This is a genomic window from Gymnodinialimonas sp. 202GB13-11, assembly GCF_040932485.1.
Lineage (GTDB): Bacteria > Pseudomonadota > Alphaproteobacteria > Rhodobacterales > Rhodobacteraceae > Gymnodinialimonas > Gymnodinialimonas hymeniacidonis.
In genome coordinates, this window is sequence record NZ_JBFRBH010000001.1 from 2,489,950 (window position 1) to 2,508,902 (window position 18,953).

Sequence of the window (18,953 nt, forward strand, 5' to 3'; positions counted from 1 at the left end):
TTGACCCCTCAAAAATCTGAAGGGCCAAACTCTCGCAACTTGGTTGGTATTGCGTAGATGCCGCGCCGGTGTGCGGGCTGCATACGGGTTCTATACCCCCGCATTCACCGGCTTATGCGGCGCGTAAATCTCCGCCACGCGGGCCACGGCGGCCTCGGGCGACAGCTCTTCGCTCTCACCCGTTTTGCGGCTCGTCAGCTCCACCACACCGTTCTTCAGGCCACGCGGGCCAACCGTAATCCGCCACGGCAGACCGATCAGATCCATGGTCGCAAACTTGCCGCCAGCGCGTTCATTCCGGTCGTCGTAAAGCGGCTCAAGTCCCGCTGTCTCCAGCGCAGCATAAAGGCTTTCGCAGGCCGCATCCGCCTCCCCATCGCCCTGTTTCAGGTTCACGATGCCGCAATGGAACGGTGTCACGCCCTCGGGCCAGATTATGCCGTTGTCGTCATGGCTCGCCTCGATGATCGCGCCTAGCAAACGGCTCACGCCGATCCCGTGGGAGCCCATGTGGAGCGGCACACGCTCGCCCTCTTCATTCTGCACCATCGCCCCGAACGCCTCGGAATACTTGGTGCCGAAATAGAAGATCTGACCAACCTCAATGCCGCGCGCAACCCTTTGACGGTCCTCGGGAATTTCCTTGAAGAGGGCTTCATCATGGGTCTCGTCGGTGCGCGCATATCGGCTGGTGAATTCATCCATCACCGCTTGACACGCCGCTTTGTCGTCGTAGTCGATGTCGCGGTCGCCAAAGCTCAAGTCGGTGACTTCACTGTCATAGAAAACCTCCGACTCGCCCGTCTCGGCCAACACCAGGAATTCATGGGTGTCATCCCCGCCAATCGGCCCGCTATCGGCCCGCATCGGGATGGCTTGCAGGCCCATCCGCTCGTAGGTCCGCAGGTAGCTGACGAGGTGACGGTTATACGCGTGCAGCGCGTCTTCTTTCGAGACGTCGAAATTGTAGCCGTCCTTCATGTAGAATTCGCGGCCTCGCATCACGCCAAAGCGCGGGCGGACCTCGTCGCGGAATTTCCACTGGATATGATACAGCGTCAGCGGCAGCGCCTTATAGGAGGTCACGTAGCTCGCCACGATTTCGGTGATCATCTCCTCATTGGTCGGGCCGTACAGCATCTCGCGCCCATGACGGTCCATAAACCTAAGCATTTCAGGACCATAGGAGTTATGGCGCCCCGATTTCTGCCAAAGCTCACCGGACTGCACCGTGGGCATCAGCATCGGAATATGGCCCGCGCGGATCTGTTCTTCGTGCACGATCCGCTCGATATTGCGCAGCACCTTGTAGCCAAGCGGCAGCCACGAATAGATGCCCGCGCTCTGTTGCTTGATCATGCCTGCGCGCAGCATCAGCCGGTGGCTGACAATCTGCGCCTCGGCAGGCGTTTCCTTTAGAACGGGGAGGAAGTAGCGGCTAAGGCGCATGGCGGCGGAACCCTTGGAAAAACTGGTTCTGCCACGTCTAAGCCAAAGAAAATTGGCTCACAACATCAGATGTTCGGTGAACCGGAAGCCGTGGTGCTGAACCCATCCAGGCGCGGCGCTGATGTGGGCTGGTCGATAACCCTGAAGCCACCTGCGGGCGCTTCCAGAACGGCAGCTGCTGCGGGCTTGACCGCCAGCGACAGCGCAGCGACGCCAATGGCAAAGGTCAGAGAGGCAAGGACCACCCTCGACATCATACCGTCCCACCAGTGCAAGATCCGGGAACAAGCCCGGCTATCCACGGAACCAAACAAAACGAGGGCCGATCGATCGTGCCGAAACCACCCGTGGGCGTTTCCAGCACGCCGGCCTGCACGATCCCCACGCCGGCCATCGATGCAAGCAAAACAAGGGTCGCAGCAAGGTGAAGGCGTCCGGGTGTGGTCATGTCACTGCACCTCAACGAAGCTCGACACTTCGTCCATCGTGTCGGGCGCGAAATTCGCCTCAACGCTTGGGACGGGCAACAAGACAGGGGCGATTGGCTCATTGGCCTGCGCGGCGCGGATGCCGAAGAACAGGGCAATCCCAGAGGCGAGGATCAATACAATAAGGGTAATGGACAAAATATTCATGGTGGACATTGGGGCAGCTCCTTCTCTCCTGCGTCCAACCTACGCTTTCACGCCCCCGGCCGGTATGGGGGCTTTCCCTACCATTTGTGGTCGGCACGCAAAAAAGCGGCCCCAAAAGGGGCCGCAGGAAAAGGGAACAAAGGGAACGGTGCGGCGGTACAAGGGACAAAACCCGCCGCACCTTCAGGGACATATCGCTTCAGATCACCCCGGCAGAGACGGGGGCAGATAGCATGACCGTAAACATCACAAGGATCAGCAGAACAGCAGAGCAGGCGATGGTATTCAGGGCAGTCATGGCAGGTCTCCAACGAAGTCATCCTTCGCGATGACCCATAGGTAGGGCATCGCGTGCGATCACTCTATTGAGGGAATCCCTACCACCCGATTAATGGAGGCCCTTCACAATCGGCTCCACGTCCATGGCCTGCGCCAAGGCTTTGAACCGGGCCTCGGAAACTTCTCCAAACAGACTGCGGCCTTCGTCCGAGGTCAGCGTCAGGATCAACTCGCGCCGCTTGGGGCGCAGGCGCAGCTTCCCGTGATCGACGGGATTCTCCAGCGCGAACATGGCCCCGAACCGCATGGCACGGCCAAGGATCTCAGCCTCGCGCACCTTTTTCTCCGAAAGCAGCTCCAACAGGTTCGCATCGAAGCCCGTCCCGGCCCGGTTCGACTTGTAGCGATGCAGCAGCGCCAGCCCCAGGTAGACCCGCTCGCCATGGGTCAGCCCGCCCAGATTGGCGCGTGTGGCGTTATCAAAGCAAACCTCGGCCCGGTAATCGGGATGCGCCCGCCAACTCACGTCATGCAGCAGACAGGCGGCGCGGATCAGGCGTTTCTTGTCAGGCCGCGCGCCGGGGAAGAGCGGCTCGATAAACCGATAAAGCGCCCGCCCGAACCCGCGTTGCCGGGCCGACGATGCCTCCGCATGGCGGGCCGCTTCGATCAGCGGGTCACGCTGGCGCAAAGCGTCCGACATCTGGTCGTAAAGCAACCCTTCGCGGATCCCGTAGCTGGAAATCGCGACCTCCTTGGGCTTGAGCTGCCGCACCAGTTCTTTCAGCACCAAAGCCGCCAGAGGCACCAGCCGCATCCGCTCCACCGAATTGCCGGTCTGCGCCCTCAGCGCCTCCACATCCGTGGCACCGATATGCTTGATCGTGTTCATGATCGCCTTGGGCGTCATGCGGTATTCGTGCAGCACCTTCAGCGGATAGTCGCGCCGGATCATATCGACCCGCGCAATCGCCCGCCACGAGCCACCGACCAGAAATAACCGCTTGGGGCGTTCCGGGAAGCCGTCGACCAGTTCGGCAATCCGTTCGCGGATATGGGCGCGGATGGCCTTCTTTCCGCCCTTGATCCCCATCAGCTTCAGCGGCCCAAGGTTGGACGTGCGCCGTTCACCGACCACGCCATCCCCCTTCAACACAGCCAGTTCCATGGACGAGCCGCCAATGTCGCAGATCAGCCCCTGCGCGCCGGGCCAGCCCAACAGCACGCCCTGCGCCGAAAGCCGCGCCTCCTCCTCCCCGTCGAGAATCTGGATCTCCAGCCCCGTGTCGCGCAGCACGTCCGCCCGAAACTCCGGCCCATCCTCCGCGTCGCGCACCGCCGCCGTAGCAACCGTCAGCATCGGATGCACCTGCATCGACCGCGCCAGCGCCGCAAAGCGTTTCAGCGCCGCCAGCGCCCGTACGCGCCCTTCCGCATTCAAGCGGCCGGTTTCGGCAAAGCCCGCGCCAAGGCCGCAAAGGATCTTCTCGTTGAAATAGTAGGCCGGGGATCGCGCCGCGCCGTCGAACACCACGAACCGGACCGAGTTCGAGCCGATGTCGATCACGCCCACCCGCGCCAGCGACCGCGCTTCGGGGCCGTCGAACAGGGGCACTCCAAAAGGCCCCCAATCGGGGTGGCCGTCCTCCATGGTCATGCTCCCCCTCAGGCCCGGATGCGTGGGTTTTGTGGCACGGCGCGCGCGCCCCGGTCAATCATCGCCGTGGGTCAGTTCCGGCACATCTTTCGCCCCGGCCGAGCCCCGACCAGACAGCGATGGATTCTCCATGAAGAACCGGTGGCAGGAGAACGGGTTTTCGATCGTTGACAGATCGGGCCGCTCAAACGATCCATCGCCGCGCAGAACCCAGCTTTGCGCCACATCGGCGAGGTTCGCCGCCATGATCTGCCCCACGATCTGCGCCTTCACGGTGGCATTCTTGCATTCCACCAACGTCTCGACCCGGCGGTTGAGGTTGCGGCCCATCCAGTCGGCGGAAGAGATGAATACCCGCGCCTTCTTGGCAGGCAGGCCATGGCCATTGCCGAAACAGACGATCCGCGAATGCTCAAGGAACCGGCCCACGACGGACTTCACGCGGATATTTTCGGACAGCCCCTTCACGCCCGGGCGCAGGCCACAAATCCCCCGGATCACCAGCGCGATCTGTACGCCCTTCTGGCTCGCGTCATAGAGCGCGTCAATCACGTCCGGCTCGATCAGCGAATTCATCTTGGCCCAGATCATCGCGGGCTTACCGGCCTGCGCGTGCTCTGCCTCGGCCGCGATACGGTCCAGCAGTGTGGTCTTCATCGTCAGCGGCGAGATGGAGAGATTCTCAAGATCCGCAGGCTCGGCATATCCGCCGATATAGTTGAACACCTTGGTCGCATCGCGGCCCAAAGCCGCGTCGCAGGTGAACAGGCTCAGGTCCGTGTAAATCCGCGCCGTAATGGGATGGTAGTTGCCGGTGCCGTAGTGGGTGTAGGTGACGAGCTTATCGCCCTCGCGCCGGACCACGGTGCTGATCTTTGCGTGTGTCTTGTAGTTGATGAACCCGTAGACGACATGCGCGCCGGAGCGTTCCAGCTTGCGGGACTGTCGGATATTGGCGGCCTCGTCGAAGCGGGCTTTCAGCTCCACCAGTGCGGTCACGGATTTCCCGTTCTCCGCTGCCTCACACAGCGCCTCCACAATGGGGCTCTCATTCGAGGTCCGGTAAAGCGTCTGCTTGATCGCCACCACGTTCGGATCCCGCGCGGCTTGGGCGAGGAACCGGATGACCATATCGAAGGTCTCGTAGGGGTGATGCAGCAGCATGTCCTTGGATTGGATCGCTGCGAACATATCGCCGTCATGGTCCTGCACCCGCTCCGGCACACGCGGCATGAAGGACCGCCAGAGCAAATCGGGGCGGATGTCCGTGACAAGTTCCTTCAGCGAGACAAGGCCGATCATGCCCTTGACCTCAACCACCTCATCCCCGCTGACATGCAGTTCATCAAGGATTTCGCGGGCCAACTTGTCGGGCGCGCCGTCGCTGATCTGCAGGCGCACAACCTCCCCCCGGCGGCGGCGTTTCAGGGCGGTCTCGAATTCACGGACGAGGTCTTCGGCCTCTTCCTCGACCTCAAGATCGCTGTCGCGCAGCACGCGGAACAGGCACGTGCCGCTGACATTATAGCCGGGGAACAGCGCGTTGATGTTGAGAAGCAGAAGCTCCTCCAGCGGCAGATACCGCGCTTTGCCATCTTCGGCCTCCAGAGGAAGGAACCGATCAATCTGGCCGGGGATCGGCAACAGCGCCTGAAGCTGCCGCCCGTCCCTGTCGCGCTTCATCTGCAAGGCCAGCGCGATGCCTTCGTTCGGAATAAACGGGAACGGATGGGCCGGGTCGATGGCCAACGGAGAGAGGACCGGGAAGACCTGCTGCAAGAAGATGTCGGCCAAATGGGCCTTGTCGGCCTCGGTCAACTCGTCACGCGTCACGACGGTGATCCCCTCGGCCTCCAACTCCGCGCGCAGGCCGGTGAACACCTCTTGCTGGCGGATCATCAGGGCGCGGGCATCAGCGTTGATGAGCTTAAGCTGTTCCGCCGGGGTGCGCCCATCGGCGGCTGGCGTCAGGTTCCCTTCCTGCGCCAACTCCCGCAGGCCCGCGACGCGGACGGTGTAGAATTCATCGAGGTTGCCGGCTGAGATCGAGACGAAGCGCACCCGCTCTAGCAAGGGCACGCGGGGGTTCGCCGCCTCCTCCAGCACGCGCCAATTGAAGGCCAGCCATGACAGCTCGCGGTTGAAGAACCGCTTTGGGCCTTCGATGTCCTCCGCGCTCAGTTCGAGCGGGGCACAGACGGGCGCGTTGAGGAAATCGGCGAAGCTCATGGGGGCAGGGCTACCTCGGGTTTGTGGCCTCAGGATGACGGATCGTCGGGCAGGTCCGCAAGGGCCGCGCGGATATGGGCCATGTTGACGGGCTTCTTCTCGCTCAGCGCCAGCGCGTCCGCCTGTTGGATCAGCGTCGTGATCGCCGCGAAATCGCGTGGCATACGGGCAGTGATGTGGGTCAGCATGTTGGGCGTCAGCGCCATGTTCCGGTCAGCAGCCTGTTTGACCAGCACCATCATCAGAAGCTGGTCATCGGGCGGGTCAATATGGGCCAGGCCAGCCTGCGCCATGCGGCTGGCCAAGTCCGGCAGGCGCAGCCCCCAGCGGCTGGGGGCCGTGGTGGCAGTGAAGAGCATCGGGATACCCTCGCCCACGCAGGCATTATGAAGGTGAAACAGCCCCTCCTCGGCCGCGGAATCCCCCGCGACCTCCTCGCAGTTTTCCAACACAAGCGCGGGCGGGAGGGTGGCAAGGTCTTGCGGCTCAGTGGCAGCCACAATCCGCGCACCGGATTGTGCGGCCCAGACATGGGCCAGATGCGTCTTGCCCGCCCCCGGCGCGCCGGTCAGCACCATCTTGCCGTGGGGCCAATCGCGCCAGCCATCGATCAGCGCAACGGCGGCGCCATTGGCCGTGCTGACGAAAAAGTCGTCACGCCCCATCGCCGGGCGCGGGGGCAGATCGAAGGTCAGTTGCCGGGGCATTAGTCCGCGTCGCCGTCCTGGCTGTTTTGCGCCTCAACGCCGCGATAAAGCAGCCCATGCTTGTAGCGTTCGATGAAGTAACGCACGAGCACTCCGATTGCGGCGGCCACGGGCACGCCAACAAGCAGGCCCACAAACCCAAAGAGGGCGCCGAAAGCCGACAGCGAGAACAGCAACCAGACCGGGTGCAGGCCCACCGAGGACCCAACGAGCTTCGGCGTCAGCACATTGCCTTCGATCATCTGGCCGACCTGGAAAATCGCGGCGACCACGATGATCATCCACCAATTGTCCGCCCCCCAGAACTGGAACAGGGCCAGACCCACGGCGAGCAGGCCGCCCACCAGCGCGCCGACATAGGGAATGAAGGTCAGAAGGCCGGCAACCAGCCCCACAACCAGGCCGAATTGCAAGCCCACGACCATCAGCGCGATGGCGTAGAATGCCCCAAGGATCAGGCAAACTGTGCCTTGGCCGCGAATGAAGCTGGCCAGTGTCCGATCAATGCGCGACGCCAGATCGCGGATCACCGGGGCGTGGTCGCGGGGCAGAAGGTCGTCGATGCGCGCGACCATCCGGTCCCAATCCAGCAGCATGTAGAAGGCCACAACTGGCACAACCACCATGAAGACCAGCACATTGATGACACCGGCGGCCGAGCTGAGCACGGTTTGCAACAACTCCGCCCCGCGCTCCTGAATCGTCTCTCCGATATTGGCGAGCGACTGACGGATGGGGGAGGCTTCGTTGATCAACTCTGGAAAGCGTTCCGTCAGAAAGCCGCGCAGGTTCTCGAAGATGCCTGGGGCCGCAGCGATCAGGTCGCTGGTTTGCTGCACCAGAAGCGGGATCACGATCAGCGCGGCGAGCACCACGATCAGGATCAGGAAGACGAAGATCACCGCCGTCGCCAAAACGCGCGAAGCGCCCATTTTTTCCAGCCGGTCGGCCAACGGGTCGAGGAAATAGGCAATCGCCCCGCCCACAAGAAACGGCATGATCACATCGCCAAGCAGGTAGAGCACCGCAAGGAAGACAAGGGCTGCGATACCCCAATAGATCATTTGTTGCCGAACGGGCAGTGCCATGGAACGCGCCTTTCTGTTGGCATTCTAGATGCGTCAGGTGGCGCGGCTGTGCAAGGGGGCGCTGCCCCCCATCGCCTGTGGCGACGTCCCCCGAGGTTTCTCTGGCAAGATGAAAGGGCGCAATTGGCTGTTCAGAGAAAGCCGTCAATTGCGGCGGCGGTCTCAGCGGGATGTGTGATCGGGGCCATGTGGGACGCCCCGGCAATCCGCACGCGGGTTGCATTTGGTAGGCCTAGGGCAAGGCGGGTGTTGATCTCATTGATGACGGGCGGCGAATGCGCGCCCTCGATTAGGAGGGTTGGCACGTACAGATCGCCCAGACGTGGCAGGAGGGCCGCTCGATCCTGAATAAGCGCGGGCTCGGTCGCCTCGGGGATCCAGATGCGGTCGATGATATAGCGCTGTTGCGCCTTTGGGAGGTCATCGAAGTCTTCAGTGCCCCAGAGGCCAAGGAAGACGCGCGCTGCCTCAGCAAGGTCGCCGTCGGTCATGGCCGCAGCAAGTGGCGCGAAATGCGCATCATGGGCGGCGCGCCCGGGGCCATCGGCGGCGCAGAAGAGCACTGGTTCGATCAGTGTGAGCGAACGCACGCGCTCAGGCGCCTCAACGGCGAGGCGCAGGGCAAGCGTGGCCCCAAAGCTGTGGCCGATCAGATGCGCGGGCGCGTCGGGCAAATGCCGCGCAGCAGCCTCGGACGCTTGGTCGTGGAAGTCGCGGTTGCGGTCGGCCTCAGGCCCCGCACCATGGGCCAGAAGATCGGGCGCAGACATGGTCAACCGATGGGCCAGATGCCGTGCAACGCCTGCCCATGCCCCGCCATGGGCGAGCGTGCAGTGGAGCAGAAGGGCAGGCTCCGCCCCCTGCCCCCAATGACGAACGCTCACAATTTGCCGGACAGGAACAGGTCAAGGTCGGCGATACGATCCTGACCCCAGAATTTCTCGGAACCATCGACGATGTAGAATGGCGCGCCAAAGGCCCCGGCGCTGACGGCATCTTCGAGGTTGCGGGCGTATTCCTCGGCCCCTGCCAGCATGCCGCTATCGGCCAAACCGCCGTCAAACCCGGCCTCTACCAACGCGGCGCGGATCACATCGTCCTTGCTGATATCCTGTTCATCAGCCCAAACACGGCGGGTCAGCGTGTGGACCAGTGCGCCCAAATCGCCACCGCCTGCTTTCGCTGCCGCGATGAACGCATAGGACGAAGGAGCGGGGTTCGTGGGCCAGAAGGCTGGCTGGAGGTTCATCTTCATTCCCAACTTCGCGGATTGCCGCCGCATCTCCTGCAGGCGCATCTCTTTCCGGCTTTCGTGGCGGTCGGCCGGCTTCACACCGCCTGTGCGCCCAAACAGTGCGATAATGTCCAGCGGCTTGTAGGTTATCGTCGCGCCATGTTTGGCCGCGACCTCCTCCATCCGGGTACCGGCGAGGTAGGTGTAGGGTGAGATGGTCGAAAAATAGTAGTCGATATGCGGCATGATGCGCCCCCTTTTGGCTTGGCGGATAAGTGGGGCGGGTGTTAGGGGGTGTCAACTGTATACCGGGGGGCCGCGTGGGGACGGGCCGACACCCGGGCCAGAGGGGACAGATCAATGGCTGCACAAGACCCGAAACTCATTTCCGGCAATGCGAACAAGAGCTTGGCGGATGCCATCGGCAAACGGATGTCGATGCATCGCGGAATGCAAGTGGGCCTTGTCGATGCCCGGGTCGAGCGCTTCAATGATGGCGAGATCTTCGTCGAGGTTTTCGAGAATGTCCGGGGCGAGGACATGTTCATCATCCAGTCGACCTCGAAGCCTGCCAACGACAACCTGATGGAATTGCTGATCATGGCCGACGCACTGCGCCGGTCTTCCGCCGCACGCATCACCGCCGTGATCCCTTATTTTGGTTATGCCCGCCAAGACCGCCGCACCAAGGCCCGCACGCCGATCTCCGCGAAGATGGTATCGAACATGATCGTCGCGGGTGGGATCGAGCGGGTGCTGACGATGGACCTGCACGCCGCCCAGATTCAGGGTTTCTTCGATATTCCCGTCGATAACCTCTATGCCTCGCCGATCTTCGCACTCGACATCCTGCACCAGTTCGGCGGCGACATGTCTGACGTCATGGTCGTCTCGCCAGACGTCGGAGGAGTGGCCCGCGCACGTGAACTAGCCACCCGCATCGGCGCACCGCTGAGCATTGTGGACAAACGTCGGGAAAAGGCAGGCGAAGTGGCCGGAATGACTGTAATTGGTGATGTCACAGGCAAGAAATGTATCATTGTCGATGACATCTGTGACACCGCTGGCACGCTTTGCAAAGCCGCGGAAGTGCTGATGGAAGCAGGTGCGACGGAAGTGCATTCCTACATCACCCACGGCGTCATGTCCGGCCCGGCGGTGGAACGTGTGACGAACTCCGTCATGAAGTCGCTCGTCATCACCGATACGATTGAGGCCACCGAACCGGTTGAGAACTGCGCCAATATCCGCGTGGTCCCGACCGCGCCGATGTTCGCGCAATCCATCCTCAACATCTGGAATGGCACGTCCGTCTCGTCGCTGTTCGACACGGCATCACTCGTACCGATCTACGAAGGGCTCTACCCCAAGGGCATGTGGGGCCGCTAAGCGCGCCGCCACATCGCAAGGGTCGTCAGGAACAGGGTCTGCCACCCAACATAAAGCGGGATCAGCCAAGACAGGGACAGCGCGTCATCCGCCTGCTGCACCCCCATGAGCACCGCGACGCCAAGCGCCAACAGGGAAGGCAGAACAACCAATGCTGCAAGCAATTTCAGTTTCGCCGCATAGGGCCGTAGCAGAACCAGCGGTCCACCCAGGATCAAGGCGCCGACAGGGCTCGCGCAAAGATACGGGATGATGAAATCAGCGCCCCCGCTGTTGGAACTGTCGTACGTCAGGATTGACACATAGAAGGCCGCACCCATCCCGACGATGGAGCCGGTGAACCAAAGGGCTGCCACCAAAGGCCGAAACCCAAGGCGGGACAGCCCAAAGATCGCGCCGATCACGCCAAAGACGAGGCCGGCTGACATTGCCATTGGAAACAGAATACCAGTCAGCGTGTCTGCCAACACCGTCAAGCTTTCCATGACCTCTACTGCGGGCTCCAGCAAAAGGCCCGATACGATGCCCGACACGATGCCTGCACCTGCGGCCAGCCCCACATTGGTTTTTTGATCCGCTGAATTCTGAATGGCCAAAGCGCTCTCTCCCGGAAGTACATAATTGAACATAGTTCATTTTTGAACGACGTTCAAGTACTCACTGGAGATCGCTTAGTCTACATCCCAAATATCGTCGTCCGGCAGCTGTCCGATTGCCATCCAATCGGCCCGGATCCGCGCTACGCGGCTGTCGCCCCATGTGCGGAAGACAAGACTGAAGCCTTTGGTCGTAATCTTCTCGGCCCGCAAATCCGCGCGTTGGTTGGTATCGCCGCCCGTATCCCACATAGAGATCGCCACATGCACCATAGGCGGCTCCAGATAGGCCTCTGTGAATTCCACTTTAGTGATGGATTCGCGAGGACCCTCCCCTGACCACATAGGCCCATTATTGGAAAAGTCTGAAAACAGAACGCTCGACCCTTGGTCGACGGCGACGGAATTGGATTGGAAACGTTTCATGGCACTGACGAAATTACACTTTCGCTGTTTGTAAGCTGAAATCTGCGGCAATGTTGAGAAAAAAGATGGGCGCAGGCGGTGAATTCACCGCTGAAACGAAAAAAGGCCCCGGCGGTGCACCAAGGGCCTTCTTCCAGTCTTTTCGAACCGCTTAGCGACCGACGATGGCGTCCAACGTAGCCGTAAGGTCCGCGTGGTATTTCGCGGCAGTGTCGGCTGCTGCATCGCTGGCCTCAGCCTTCTTGGCCTCAGAGGCCGAGATCAGCTCCTCCACCAGCTCCCCCGTCACTTCCTCGATGGGAAGCGCGCGTTCGGCCAGGATCGTAGCCGATGGCCCCGCGACGTCCGCAAAACCACCAGTCACGAAGTACGATTTCTCGCCCTCTGCGCCAGACACTTTCAACACGCCGGGCCGCAGCGTCGTGATCATCGGCGCGTGGTCGGGCATTGCCGTCAAGTCGCCATCAGCGCCGGGGATCTGAACCTCGGACACTTCCATAGACGCCAAACGGCGCTCAGGGCTGACAAGATCGAATTGCATGGTTGCCATGATGTGGCTCCGTTATCTGCAAAACCCGCCCCGGCGGACCGGGGCGGCTTAAATCAAGCGGCTTCCGCTGCCATCTTTTCGGCTTTGGCGACGACTTCGTCGATGCCGCCGACCATGTAGAAGGCTGCTTCGGGCAGGTGGTCATATTCACCGGCCACAACCGCCTTGAACGAGCGGATCGTGTCCTCCAGCGGCACCTGCACGCCGGGCGAACCGGTGAAGACCTCAGCCACGTCGAACGGCTGCGAAAGGAAACGCTGGATCTTCCGGGCGCGGGCCACGGTCAGCTTGTCCTCTTCCGACAGTTCGTCCATCCCGAGGATCGCGATGATGTCCTGCAGCGACTTGTAGCGCTGGAGGATACCCTGCACGTCACGGGCAACCTGGTAGTGCTCGTCACCCACAACACCCGGATCGAGGATACGGCTGGTGGAGTCCAGCGGGTCCACGGCGGGGTAAATGCCAAGCTCCGAGATCGCGCGCGACAGAACGGTCGTGGCGTCGAGGTGGGCAAAGGACGTGGCCGGCGCGGGGTCGGTCAGGTCGTCCGCAGGCACGTAGATCGCCTGCACCGAGGTGATGGAGCCTTGCTTGGTTGAGGTGATGCGTTCCTGCATCGCGCCCATGTCGGTGGCCAGCGTCGGCTGGTAGCCCACAGCCGAAGGAATACGGCCCAGAAGGGCGGACACTTCGGAACCGGCCTGCGTGAAGCGGAAGATGTTGTCGACGAAGAACAGAACGTCCGTGCCGGACTGGTCGCGGAACTGTTCGGCCAGCGTCAGACCCGACAGGGCCACACGCATACGCGCGCCCGGAGGCTCGTTCATCTGACCGTAGACGAGCGCCACTTTGGACTCGACCAGGTTCTCCATGTTGATGACGCCGGATTCGATGAATTCGTAGTAAAGGTCGTTGCCTTCACGCGTCCGCTCACCCACGCCGGCGAACACCGAGAAACCGGAGTGCACTTTGGCGATGTTGTTGATGAGTTCCTGGATAAGAACCGTCTTGCCCACACCGGCACCGCCGAAGAGGCCAATCTTACCGCCCTTCGCGTAAGGCGCCAGCAGGTCCACAACCTTGATGCCGGTCACGAGGATCTCGGACTCGGTGGACTGTTCCTGGAAATCAGGCGCTTCCTGGTGGATCGCACGGGTCTCGTCGCTGTCGATCGGGCCCTTTTCGTCGATGGGCTCACCCACAACGTTCATGATCCGACCCAGCGTGCCGTTACCCACAGGCATCACGATGGGGCCATCCGTGTCAGTCACTTCCTGACCGCGCACAAGGCCTTCGGTTGCGTCCATGGCGATGGTGCGCACAGTGCTTTCGCCCAGGTGCTGCGCCACTTCCAGAACCAGCCGCTTGCCGTTGTTGTCCGTCTCAAGCGCGTTGAGAATGTCGGGCAGTGCATCTTCGAACTGCACGTCAACGACGGCGCCGATGACCTGCGTAATTTTGCCGACTTTTGCCATTGTCTAAGTCTCCGGTTCCGTTAGAGCGCTTCCGCGCCCGAGATAATTTCGATCAGCTCGTTGGTGATGACGGCCTGACGCGAGCGGTTGAATTCGATGGTCAGCTTGTCGATCATCTCGCCCGCGTTGCGCGTGGCGTTGTCCATCGCGCTCATCCGGGCGCCCTGCTCGGACGCGCCATTTTCGAGAAGCGCGGTGAAAATCTGCGTGGCGATCCCACGTGGCAGAAGGTCTTCCAGCACCGCCTCTTCCGAGGGCTCATAATCGTAGAGCGTGCCGGCATCGTCATCCTCGTTCGCCTCAAAAGAGGCCGGGATGATCTGCGTGGCGGTCGGGATCTGGCTGATGACGCTCTCAAAGCGGTTGTAGAAGATCGTCGCGACGTCAAATTCACCTTCGTCGAAACGGCCCAACACATCCGAGGCGATGTCAGCGGCATTGGCATACCCGATGCGCTTGACCTCTGTCAGGTCCACATGGCCAACCATATGGTCCGACATGTCCCGCTTCAGTTGCTCACGGCCCTTCTTGCCGACCGTCAGGATCTTGACGGTCTTGCCCTCACCCAGAAGCTTCTGGGCATGGGTCCGCGCAAGGCGGGCAATCGACGAGTTGAAGCCACCGCACAGGCCGCGTTCCGCCGTCATGACGACAAGCAGATGCACATCGTCCTTGCCGGTTCCGGCCAACAGACGCGGCGCGCCTTCCGACGCACCAACCGCCTGCGCCAGCCCGCCCATCACGGCGTTCATACGCTCAGCATAGGGGCGTGCAGCCTCCGCCGCTTCCTGCGCGCGGCGCAGCTTTGCGGCGGCGACCATTTGCATCGCCTTGGTGATCTTGCGGGTCGATTTGACCGTGTCGATCCGGTTTTTCAGGTCCTTCAGGCTAGGCATATGCCATTCCCCTTAAGTCTCGTTTTCGGATCAGGCGAAATCGGACGCGAATGCGTCGAGCACGGCTTTGATCTTGTCCGCAGCCTCGCCCTTCACCTTCGGGTCTTCCGTGGTGATCCAGTCGAGCAGATCCTGATGCTTCGAGCGCAGGAAGGTCAGCAGACCCTGCTCGAACCGGCCCACATCGCCCACCGGCAGATCATCGAGGTAGCCGTTGGTACCCGCGAAGATGACCACAACGATTTCTGCGTTGGTCAGCGGCGAGTATTGCGGCTGCTTCATCAGCTCGGTCAGACGCGCGCCACGGTTCAGCAGCTTCTGCGTCGAGGCGTCGAGGTCCGAACCGAACTGCGCGAATGCCGCCATTTCGCGGTACTGCGCCAGCTCGAGTTTCACCGGGCCAGCCACCGACTTCATCGCGTTGGTCTGGGCCGAGGAGCCCACACGAGACACCGACAGACCGGTGTTCACGGCGGGGCGGATGCCCTGGAAGAACAATTCCGTCTCAAGGAAGATCTGACCATCGGTGATCGAGATCACGTTTGTCGGAATAAACGCCGAAACGTCGCCGCCTTGGGTCTCAATAACCGGCAGAGCCGTCAGCGAGCCCGAGCCATTGTCTTCGTTCAACTTCGCGGACCGCTCCAGCAGGCGCGAGTGCAGGTAGAAAACGTCACCGGGATAGGCTTCACGTCCGGGCGGACGGCGCAGCAGCAGCGACATCTGACGATAGGACACAGCCTGCTTCGAGAGGTCATCATAAATGATTAACGCGTGCTTGCCGTTGTCGCGGAAGTACTCCGCCATCGCGGTCGCGGCATAAGGTGCCAGGAACTGCATTGGCGCAGGGTCGGATGCGGTTGCGGCCACAACAATCGAATATTCAATCGCGCCGGTCTCTTCCAGCTTCTTCACCAGCTGCGCAACGGTGGACCGCTTCTGACCCACGGCCACGTAGATGCAGTAGAGCTTCTGGCTCTCATCCGTCGCGGCGTCGTTGTAGGTCTTCTGGTTCAGCATCGTGTCGAGCGCCACGGCGGTCTTGCCGGTCTGACGGTCGCCAATGATCAGCTCGCGCTGGCCACGGCCAATCGGGATCATCGCGTCGATCGCCTTCAGGCCCGTTGCCATCGGCTCGTGCACCGATTTACGCGGGATGATGCCCGGCGCTTTGACGTCGGCGACCCGACGCTCTTCCGCGTCAACGGCACCCTTGCCGTCCAGCGGGTTGCCCAGACCGTCCACAACACGGCCCAACAGGCCCATGCCCGCGGGCACGTCCACGATGGAGTTCGTGCGCTTAACAGTGTCGCCTTCTTTAATGTCGCGGTCGGACCCGAAGATCACGACGCCCACATTGTCGGCTTCCAGGTTCAGGGCCATGCCCTGAATGCCGCCGGGGAATTCAACCATCTCACCGGCCTGCACGTTGTCGAGGCCGTAAACGCGCGCAATACCGTCACCGACGGACAGAACGCGGCCGACTTCGGCAACCTGTGCGTCCTGACCGAACGACTTGATCTGGTCCTTGAGGATCTGAGAAATCTCAGCTGCTTGGATCGCCATGTTATCCGACCTCTTTCATCGTGTTCTGGAGTGCGTTGAGCTTGGAGCGGATCGACGTGTCGATCATCTTCGAGCCAACTTTGACAACAAGACCGCCGATGATGCTTTCATCGACGGTCGCTTTCAGGTTCACGGACTTGCCGACCGACGCCTTCAGCGTCTTGGCCAGATTATCCATTTGAGTTTTCGTCAGGGCCTTCGCCGACGTCACTTCCGCCGTCACCTCACCCTTATGGTCCGCGATCTTCTCGCGCAGCTCGGTCAGCAGAGCGGGCAGCACGAACAGGCGGCGCTTGGACGCCATCAGGCGCAGCGTGTTACCGGTGATCGCGTTCAGACCCATTTTGTCGGCCACGCCACCAATCGCAGCAGCCGTTTCCTCGCGACCATAGATCGGCGAATGGATCAGGTCGCGCAGATCGGCGCTGCCCTCAAGGGCTGCGTCCAACGCATCAATATCGGATTCCAGCGCGGGGAGCGCCTTTTCCTCAGACGCCAATTCAAACATCGCAGTCGCATAGCGCGCGGCAATGCCGGTCGAGATCGAAGCTGGTTCGCTCACGAAGACCCCTTTCGTATAAGTGATGCCCGGGTCGGTTGGCAGCGACGCTGTCCCCGGGCAATCCCTGTCGTGACGGCGTGGTGCCATCACTCCCCTGTGAATTCGGGCGGGGTGTAGCAGAGGGTTTGCGATGCTGCAACAGGGTCCGCAAAAGCCCCTTCAGGTTGAAAAATGCCTTATTTCAAAGGCTTGCAACCCCGATGCGGCGCTGCGGCGGTTTGCCCATAGCGATAGTGCGGCAGAATGGCTCGATTCTTGCCTGAATTTAGCGGGCAAAGGCCCGGCGTCGCACTACTGACCCAACACACAGGGGCGCGGCCCACAGCCTTCCCGGCACGACCCTACGCCCCGGCACTGACCGCGTCCTAGGCGACAGGCACCCTGTTACCCCCCCTCGCTATAGAGAAGCCGCGAATGGCCGTTTTGAACCCAAAGCTGCACCATTGCCTTGACTTACACGTAGTCACTTCCAGCTAACAGCTGACCTCGCAACGCACGGAGACGTATTCCCTTGATATTTGAGAAGCGTGTCCTCATTCCCTTAGGCCTTCTGATCGTATGGCAGATTTTGGACGTTGCCGTTCATGTTGCCGCGCAGCAGGCCGAACCAATTCGGATCGCATCCAACGCTGTTCTAACCGCAGGCGCACTGTCGGCTGTTTTACCTACTCTCTCGCCGTCGCGCTTTGCTATTCCACTTGCAGTTGTGGTCTACCTCATGCTGCACGTTCTTTTTCTTTCCCTGAACGGCTTCGTTAATCCGACGACAGAGGCTCCTCGCCTCCCACTGTTCGTGTTTGTTCTGGGTAGCTTGGGCTTGTCGCAATGGCTGCGCCAGCGAGTTTCTTAATCAAGCCCTCGCCTTAGCGCGGTCCAACGATTGTCAGATCGCTTTGGAAAGATACCAGGGTCACTTGCCCTGATGTTACATTGCAATTTGGCGCTTCATCCAGTGTCCCTGGGCCGGAGCGCAACAGAATTCTCAGCCTCGATTTGCGACATGCGTCTGGTACCGACCAAGTTCGTCGATCAGCGTGCTACCAGCCGCCGTGTCATGCCGAGCGCAGAACTCCTGCCATATCTCCGCGAACGGCAGATCTTTTGTTTCTTCCGTCATGATCAATCGCGTCGTGTGATCCAGCGCGGTCTCGGCATCCTTGAGCCGAGCCTGCGGCAACAAGAGAGCCCGGAGCAGAGCCTTTTGCATGTTCCGCGTGCCGATGACCCAAGCGGCAGTCCGGCTGATCGTAGCGTCAAAGAAATCGAGGCCAATGCGGGTACGGTCGAGCAAGTCAGCAAACACCAATTCCTGCGCCATGGAGAGGATATCATCGTTCAGAAGGATCACATGGTCGCTGTCCCATCGCATTGGACGGGAGACATGAAGCAGAATCTCCGGCACTGAAAGTGCGATAGAACTCAGTTTGTCGGACACGCTTTCGGTTGGGTGGAAATGGCCCATGTCGAGGCAGAGAAGCGTTCCGTTGCGGATAGCGTAGCCCATGTAGAATTCGTGGCTGCCGACCGTGCAGGCCTCCACCCCGATGCCGAAAAGCTTGCTTTCTACGGCGTCCAGCATATCCGAATGGGCCGCCGCCAGCATCGTGTTAAGTGAGGCCTCCAGCCGTTCGCGGGCGGCTATACGATCGACGGGAATGTCCTTGTAGCCGTCCGGTACCCAGATGTTGTTGACACAGGCGCTGCCAAGTTCGGACCCCATTCGATCCGCGATCTCGCGGGAGCGACGGCCATGTTCGACCCAGAAGTCACGAATACCCTGATCCGGATGGCTGAGTGTCAGGTTATCGTCAGCCTTCGCGTGGGCGAAGAAGGTCGGGTTAAAGTCGAGGCCAATGCCCTGATCCTTCGCCCAATCCACCCAAGGCGCGAAATGATCGTATTCGATCTCGTCCCGGTCAGGCGTCGCGTCGGTGTCGAGGTACATGGCGTGTAGATTCAAACGGTGCGAGCCGGGAATTTGCCCGTAGGCGAATTCCAGATCGGCGCGGAGTTCATCCGGCGTCCGGGCGCGACCGGGATGGTTGCCTGTGGCCTGAATGCCGCCACCGGACGATCCGGTTTTGGTTTCGAACCCAACAACATCATCGCCTTGCCAACAATGCATTGAGATCGGGATGGTGGCGAGCCGTGCCATAGCGGCTTCAGCATCCACACCCCAATCCGCGAACTGGGCCTTTGCGCTCTCGTAACTCAT

The 18,953-nt window shown here is 61.2% G+C and carries 19 protein-coding genes; 2 read left to right on the forward strand and 17 right to left on the reverse strand.

Annotated elements, in window-relative coordinates; all coding sequences use genetic code 11:
* Nucleotides 1-90 precede the first annotated feature (90 nt).
* The 9 genes from proS to V8J81_RS12580 all read right to left on the reverse strand — a co-directional run bounded on the left by proS (nt 91) and on the right by V8J81_RS12580 (nt 9,524).
* The gene (proS, locus tag V8J81_RS12540; protein WP_368476092.1) at nt 91-1,449 is read right to left on the reverse strand and encodes a proline--tRNA ligase; all 1,359 of its coding nucleotides are present in this window, start codon (nt 1,447-1,449) and stop codon (nt 91-93) included.
* 65 nt (nt 1,450-1,514) lie between these two features.
* Nucleotides 1,515-1,703, reverse strand: coding sequence for a hypothetical protein (locus V8J81_RS12545; RefSeq protein ID WP_368476093.1), 189 nt, complete (start codon nt 1,701-1,703; stop codon nt 1,515-1,517).
* Nucleotides 1,704-1,898: 195 nt separating this feature from the next.
* Nucleotides 1,899-2,093: a hypothetical protein gene (locus tag V8J81_RS12550; protein ID WP_368476094.1), complete on the reverse strand. Its 195-nt coding sequence runs from the start codon at nt 2,091-2,093 to the stop codon at nt 1,899-1,901.
* 379 nt (nt 2,094-2,472) lie between these two features.
* Nucleotides 2,473-4,020, reverse strand: a complete 1,548-nt coding sequence (locus V8J81_RS12555) for a Ppx/GppA family phosphatase (protein WP_368476095.1) — start codon at nt 4,018-4,020, stop codon at nt 2,473-2,475.
* A gap of 54 nt (nt 4,021-4,074) precedes the next feature.
* Complete coding sequence (locus tag V8J81_RS12560; RefSeq protein WP_368476096.1) at nt 4,075-6,249, reverse strand: RNA degradosome polyphosphate kinase; 2,175 nt, start codon at nt 6,247-6,249, stop codon at nt 4,075-4,077.
* A 29-nt stretch (nt 6,250-6,278) separates the two neighbouring features.
* A complete protein-coding gene (locus tag V8J81_RS12565) occupies nt 6,279-6,956 on the reverse strand; it encodes a P-loop NTPase family protein (RefSeq protein WP_368476097.1) in 678 nt (225 codons plus the stop codon).
* Nucleotides 6,956-8,044: an AI-2E family transporter gene (locus V8J81_RS12570; RefSeq protein ID WP_368476098.1), complete on the reverse strand. Its 1,089-nt coding sequence runs from the start codon at nt 8,042-8,044 to the stop codon at nt 6,956-6,958. The genes V8J81_RS12565 and V8J81_RS12570 overlap by 1 nt, the downstream gene beginning before the upstream one ends.
* A gap of 131 nt (nt 8,045-8,175) precedes the next feature.
* Nucleotides 8,176-8,928 carry an alpha/beta fold hydrolase gene (locus tag V8J81_RS12575; protein ID WP_368476099.1) on the reverse strand — a complete coding sequence of 251 codons (753 nt, stop codon included), beginning with the start codon at nt 8,926-8,928 and terminating at the stop codon, nt 8,176-8,178.
* The gene (locus V8J81_RS12580) at nt 8,925-9,524 is read right to left on the reverse strand and encodes a 2-hydroxychromene-2-carboxylate isomerase (RefSeq protein ID WP_368476100.1); all 600 of its coding nucleotides are present in this window, start codon (nt 9,522-9,524) and stop codon (nt 8,925-8,927) included. The genes V8J81_RS12575 and V8J81_RS12580 overlap by 4 nt, the downstream gene beginning before the upstream one ends.
* A 114-nt stretch (nt 9,525-9,638) precedes the next feature.
* Here V8J81_RS12580 and V8J81_RS12585 point away from each other — a divergent pair, with 114 nt between their 5' ends.
* Complete coding sequence (locus V8J81_RS12585) at nt 9,639-10,667, forward strand: ribose-phosphate pyrophosphokinase (RefSeq protein ID WP_368476101.1); 1,029 nt, start codon at nt 9,639-9,641, stop codon at nt 10,665-10,667.
* On the opposite strand, the gene V8J81_RS12590 is transcribed toward V8J81_RS12585, so the two are convergent.
* The 7 genes from V8J81_RS12590 to V8J81_RS12620 all read right to left on the reverse strand — a co-directional run bounded on the left by V8J81_RS12590 (nt 10,664) and on the right by V8J81_RS12620 (nt 16,738).
* Entirely contained in the window at nt 10,664-11,263 is a 600-nt protein-coding gene (locus V8J81_RS12590) for a hypothetical protein (RefSeq protein WP_368476102.1), read from the reverse strand. The genes V8J81_RS12585 and V8J81_RS12590 overlap by 4 nt on opposite strands.
* Nucleotides 11,264-11,338: 75 nt before the next feature.
* Nucleotides 11,339-11,569, reverse strand: coding sequence for an H-type lectin domain-containing protein (locus V8J81_RS12595; protein ID WP_368476103.1), 231 nt, complete (start codon nt 11,567-11,569; stop codon nt 11,339-11,341).
* A gap of 271 nt (nt 11,570-11,840) precedes the next feature.
* Nucleotides 11,841-12,239, reverse strand: coding sequence for a F0F1 ATP synthase subunit epsilon (locus V8J81_RS12600; RefSeq protein ID WP_439649893.1), 399 nt, complete (start codon nt 12,237-12,239; stop codon nt 11,841-11,843).
* Between the two features lie 53 nt (nt 12,240-12,292).
* Complete coding sequence (gene atpD, locus V8J81_RS12605; RefSeq protein WP_368476104.1) at nt 12,293-13,714, reverse strand: F0F1 ATP synthase subunit beta; 1,422 nt, start codon at nt 13,712-13,714, stop codon at nt 12,293-12,295.
* 20 nt (nt 13,715-13,734) lie between these two features.
* On the reverse strand, nt 13,735-14,610 hold the full coding sequence (locus tag V8J81_RS12610) for a F0F1 ATP synthase subunit gamma (protein WP_368476105.1): 876 nt from the start codon (nt 14,608-14,610) through the stop codon (nt 13,735-13,737).
* 30 nt (nt 14,611-14,640) lie between these two features.
* Complete coding sequence (atpA, locus tag V8J81_RS12615; RefSeq protein WP_368476106.1) at nt 14,641-16,176, reverse strand: F0F1 ATP synthase subunit alpha; 1,536 nt, start codon at nt 16,174-16,176, stop codon at nt 14,641-14,643.
* Between the two features lies 1 nt (nt 16,177).
* Nucleotides 16,178-16,738: a F0F1 ATP synthase subunit delta gene (locus tag V8J81_RS12620; RefSeq protein ID WP_368476107.1), complete on the reverse strand. Its 561-nt coding sequence runs from the start codon at nt 16,736-16,738 to the stop codon at nt 16,178-16,180.
* A gap of 511 nt (nt 16,739-17,249) precedes the next feature.
* Between V8J81_RS12620 and V8J81_RS12625 the strand changes: the two genes are divergently transcribed.
* Nucleotides 17,250-17,588, forward strand: a complete 339-nt coding sequence (locus V8J81_RS12625) for a hypothetical protein (protein ID WP_368476108.1) — start codon at nt 17,250-17,252, stop codon at nt 17,586-17,588.
* Nucleotides 17,589-17,720: 132 nt separating this feature from the next.
* Here the strand turns inward: V8J81_RS12625 and V8J81_RS12630 are convergent, their stop codons facing one another.
* Nucleotides 17,721-18,953, reverse strand: coding sequence for an L-rhamnose isomerase (locus V8J81_RS12630; protein ID WP_368476109.1), 1,233 nt, complete (start codon nt 18,951-18,953; stop codon nt 17,721-17,723).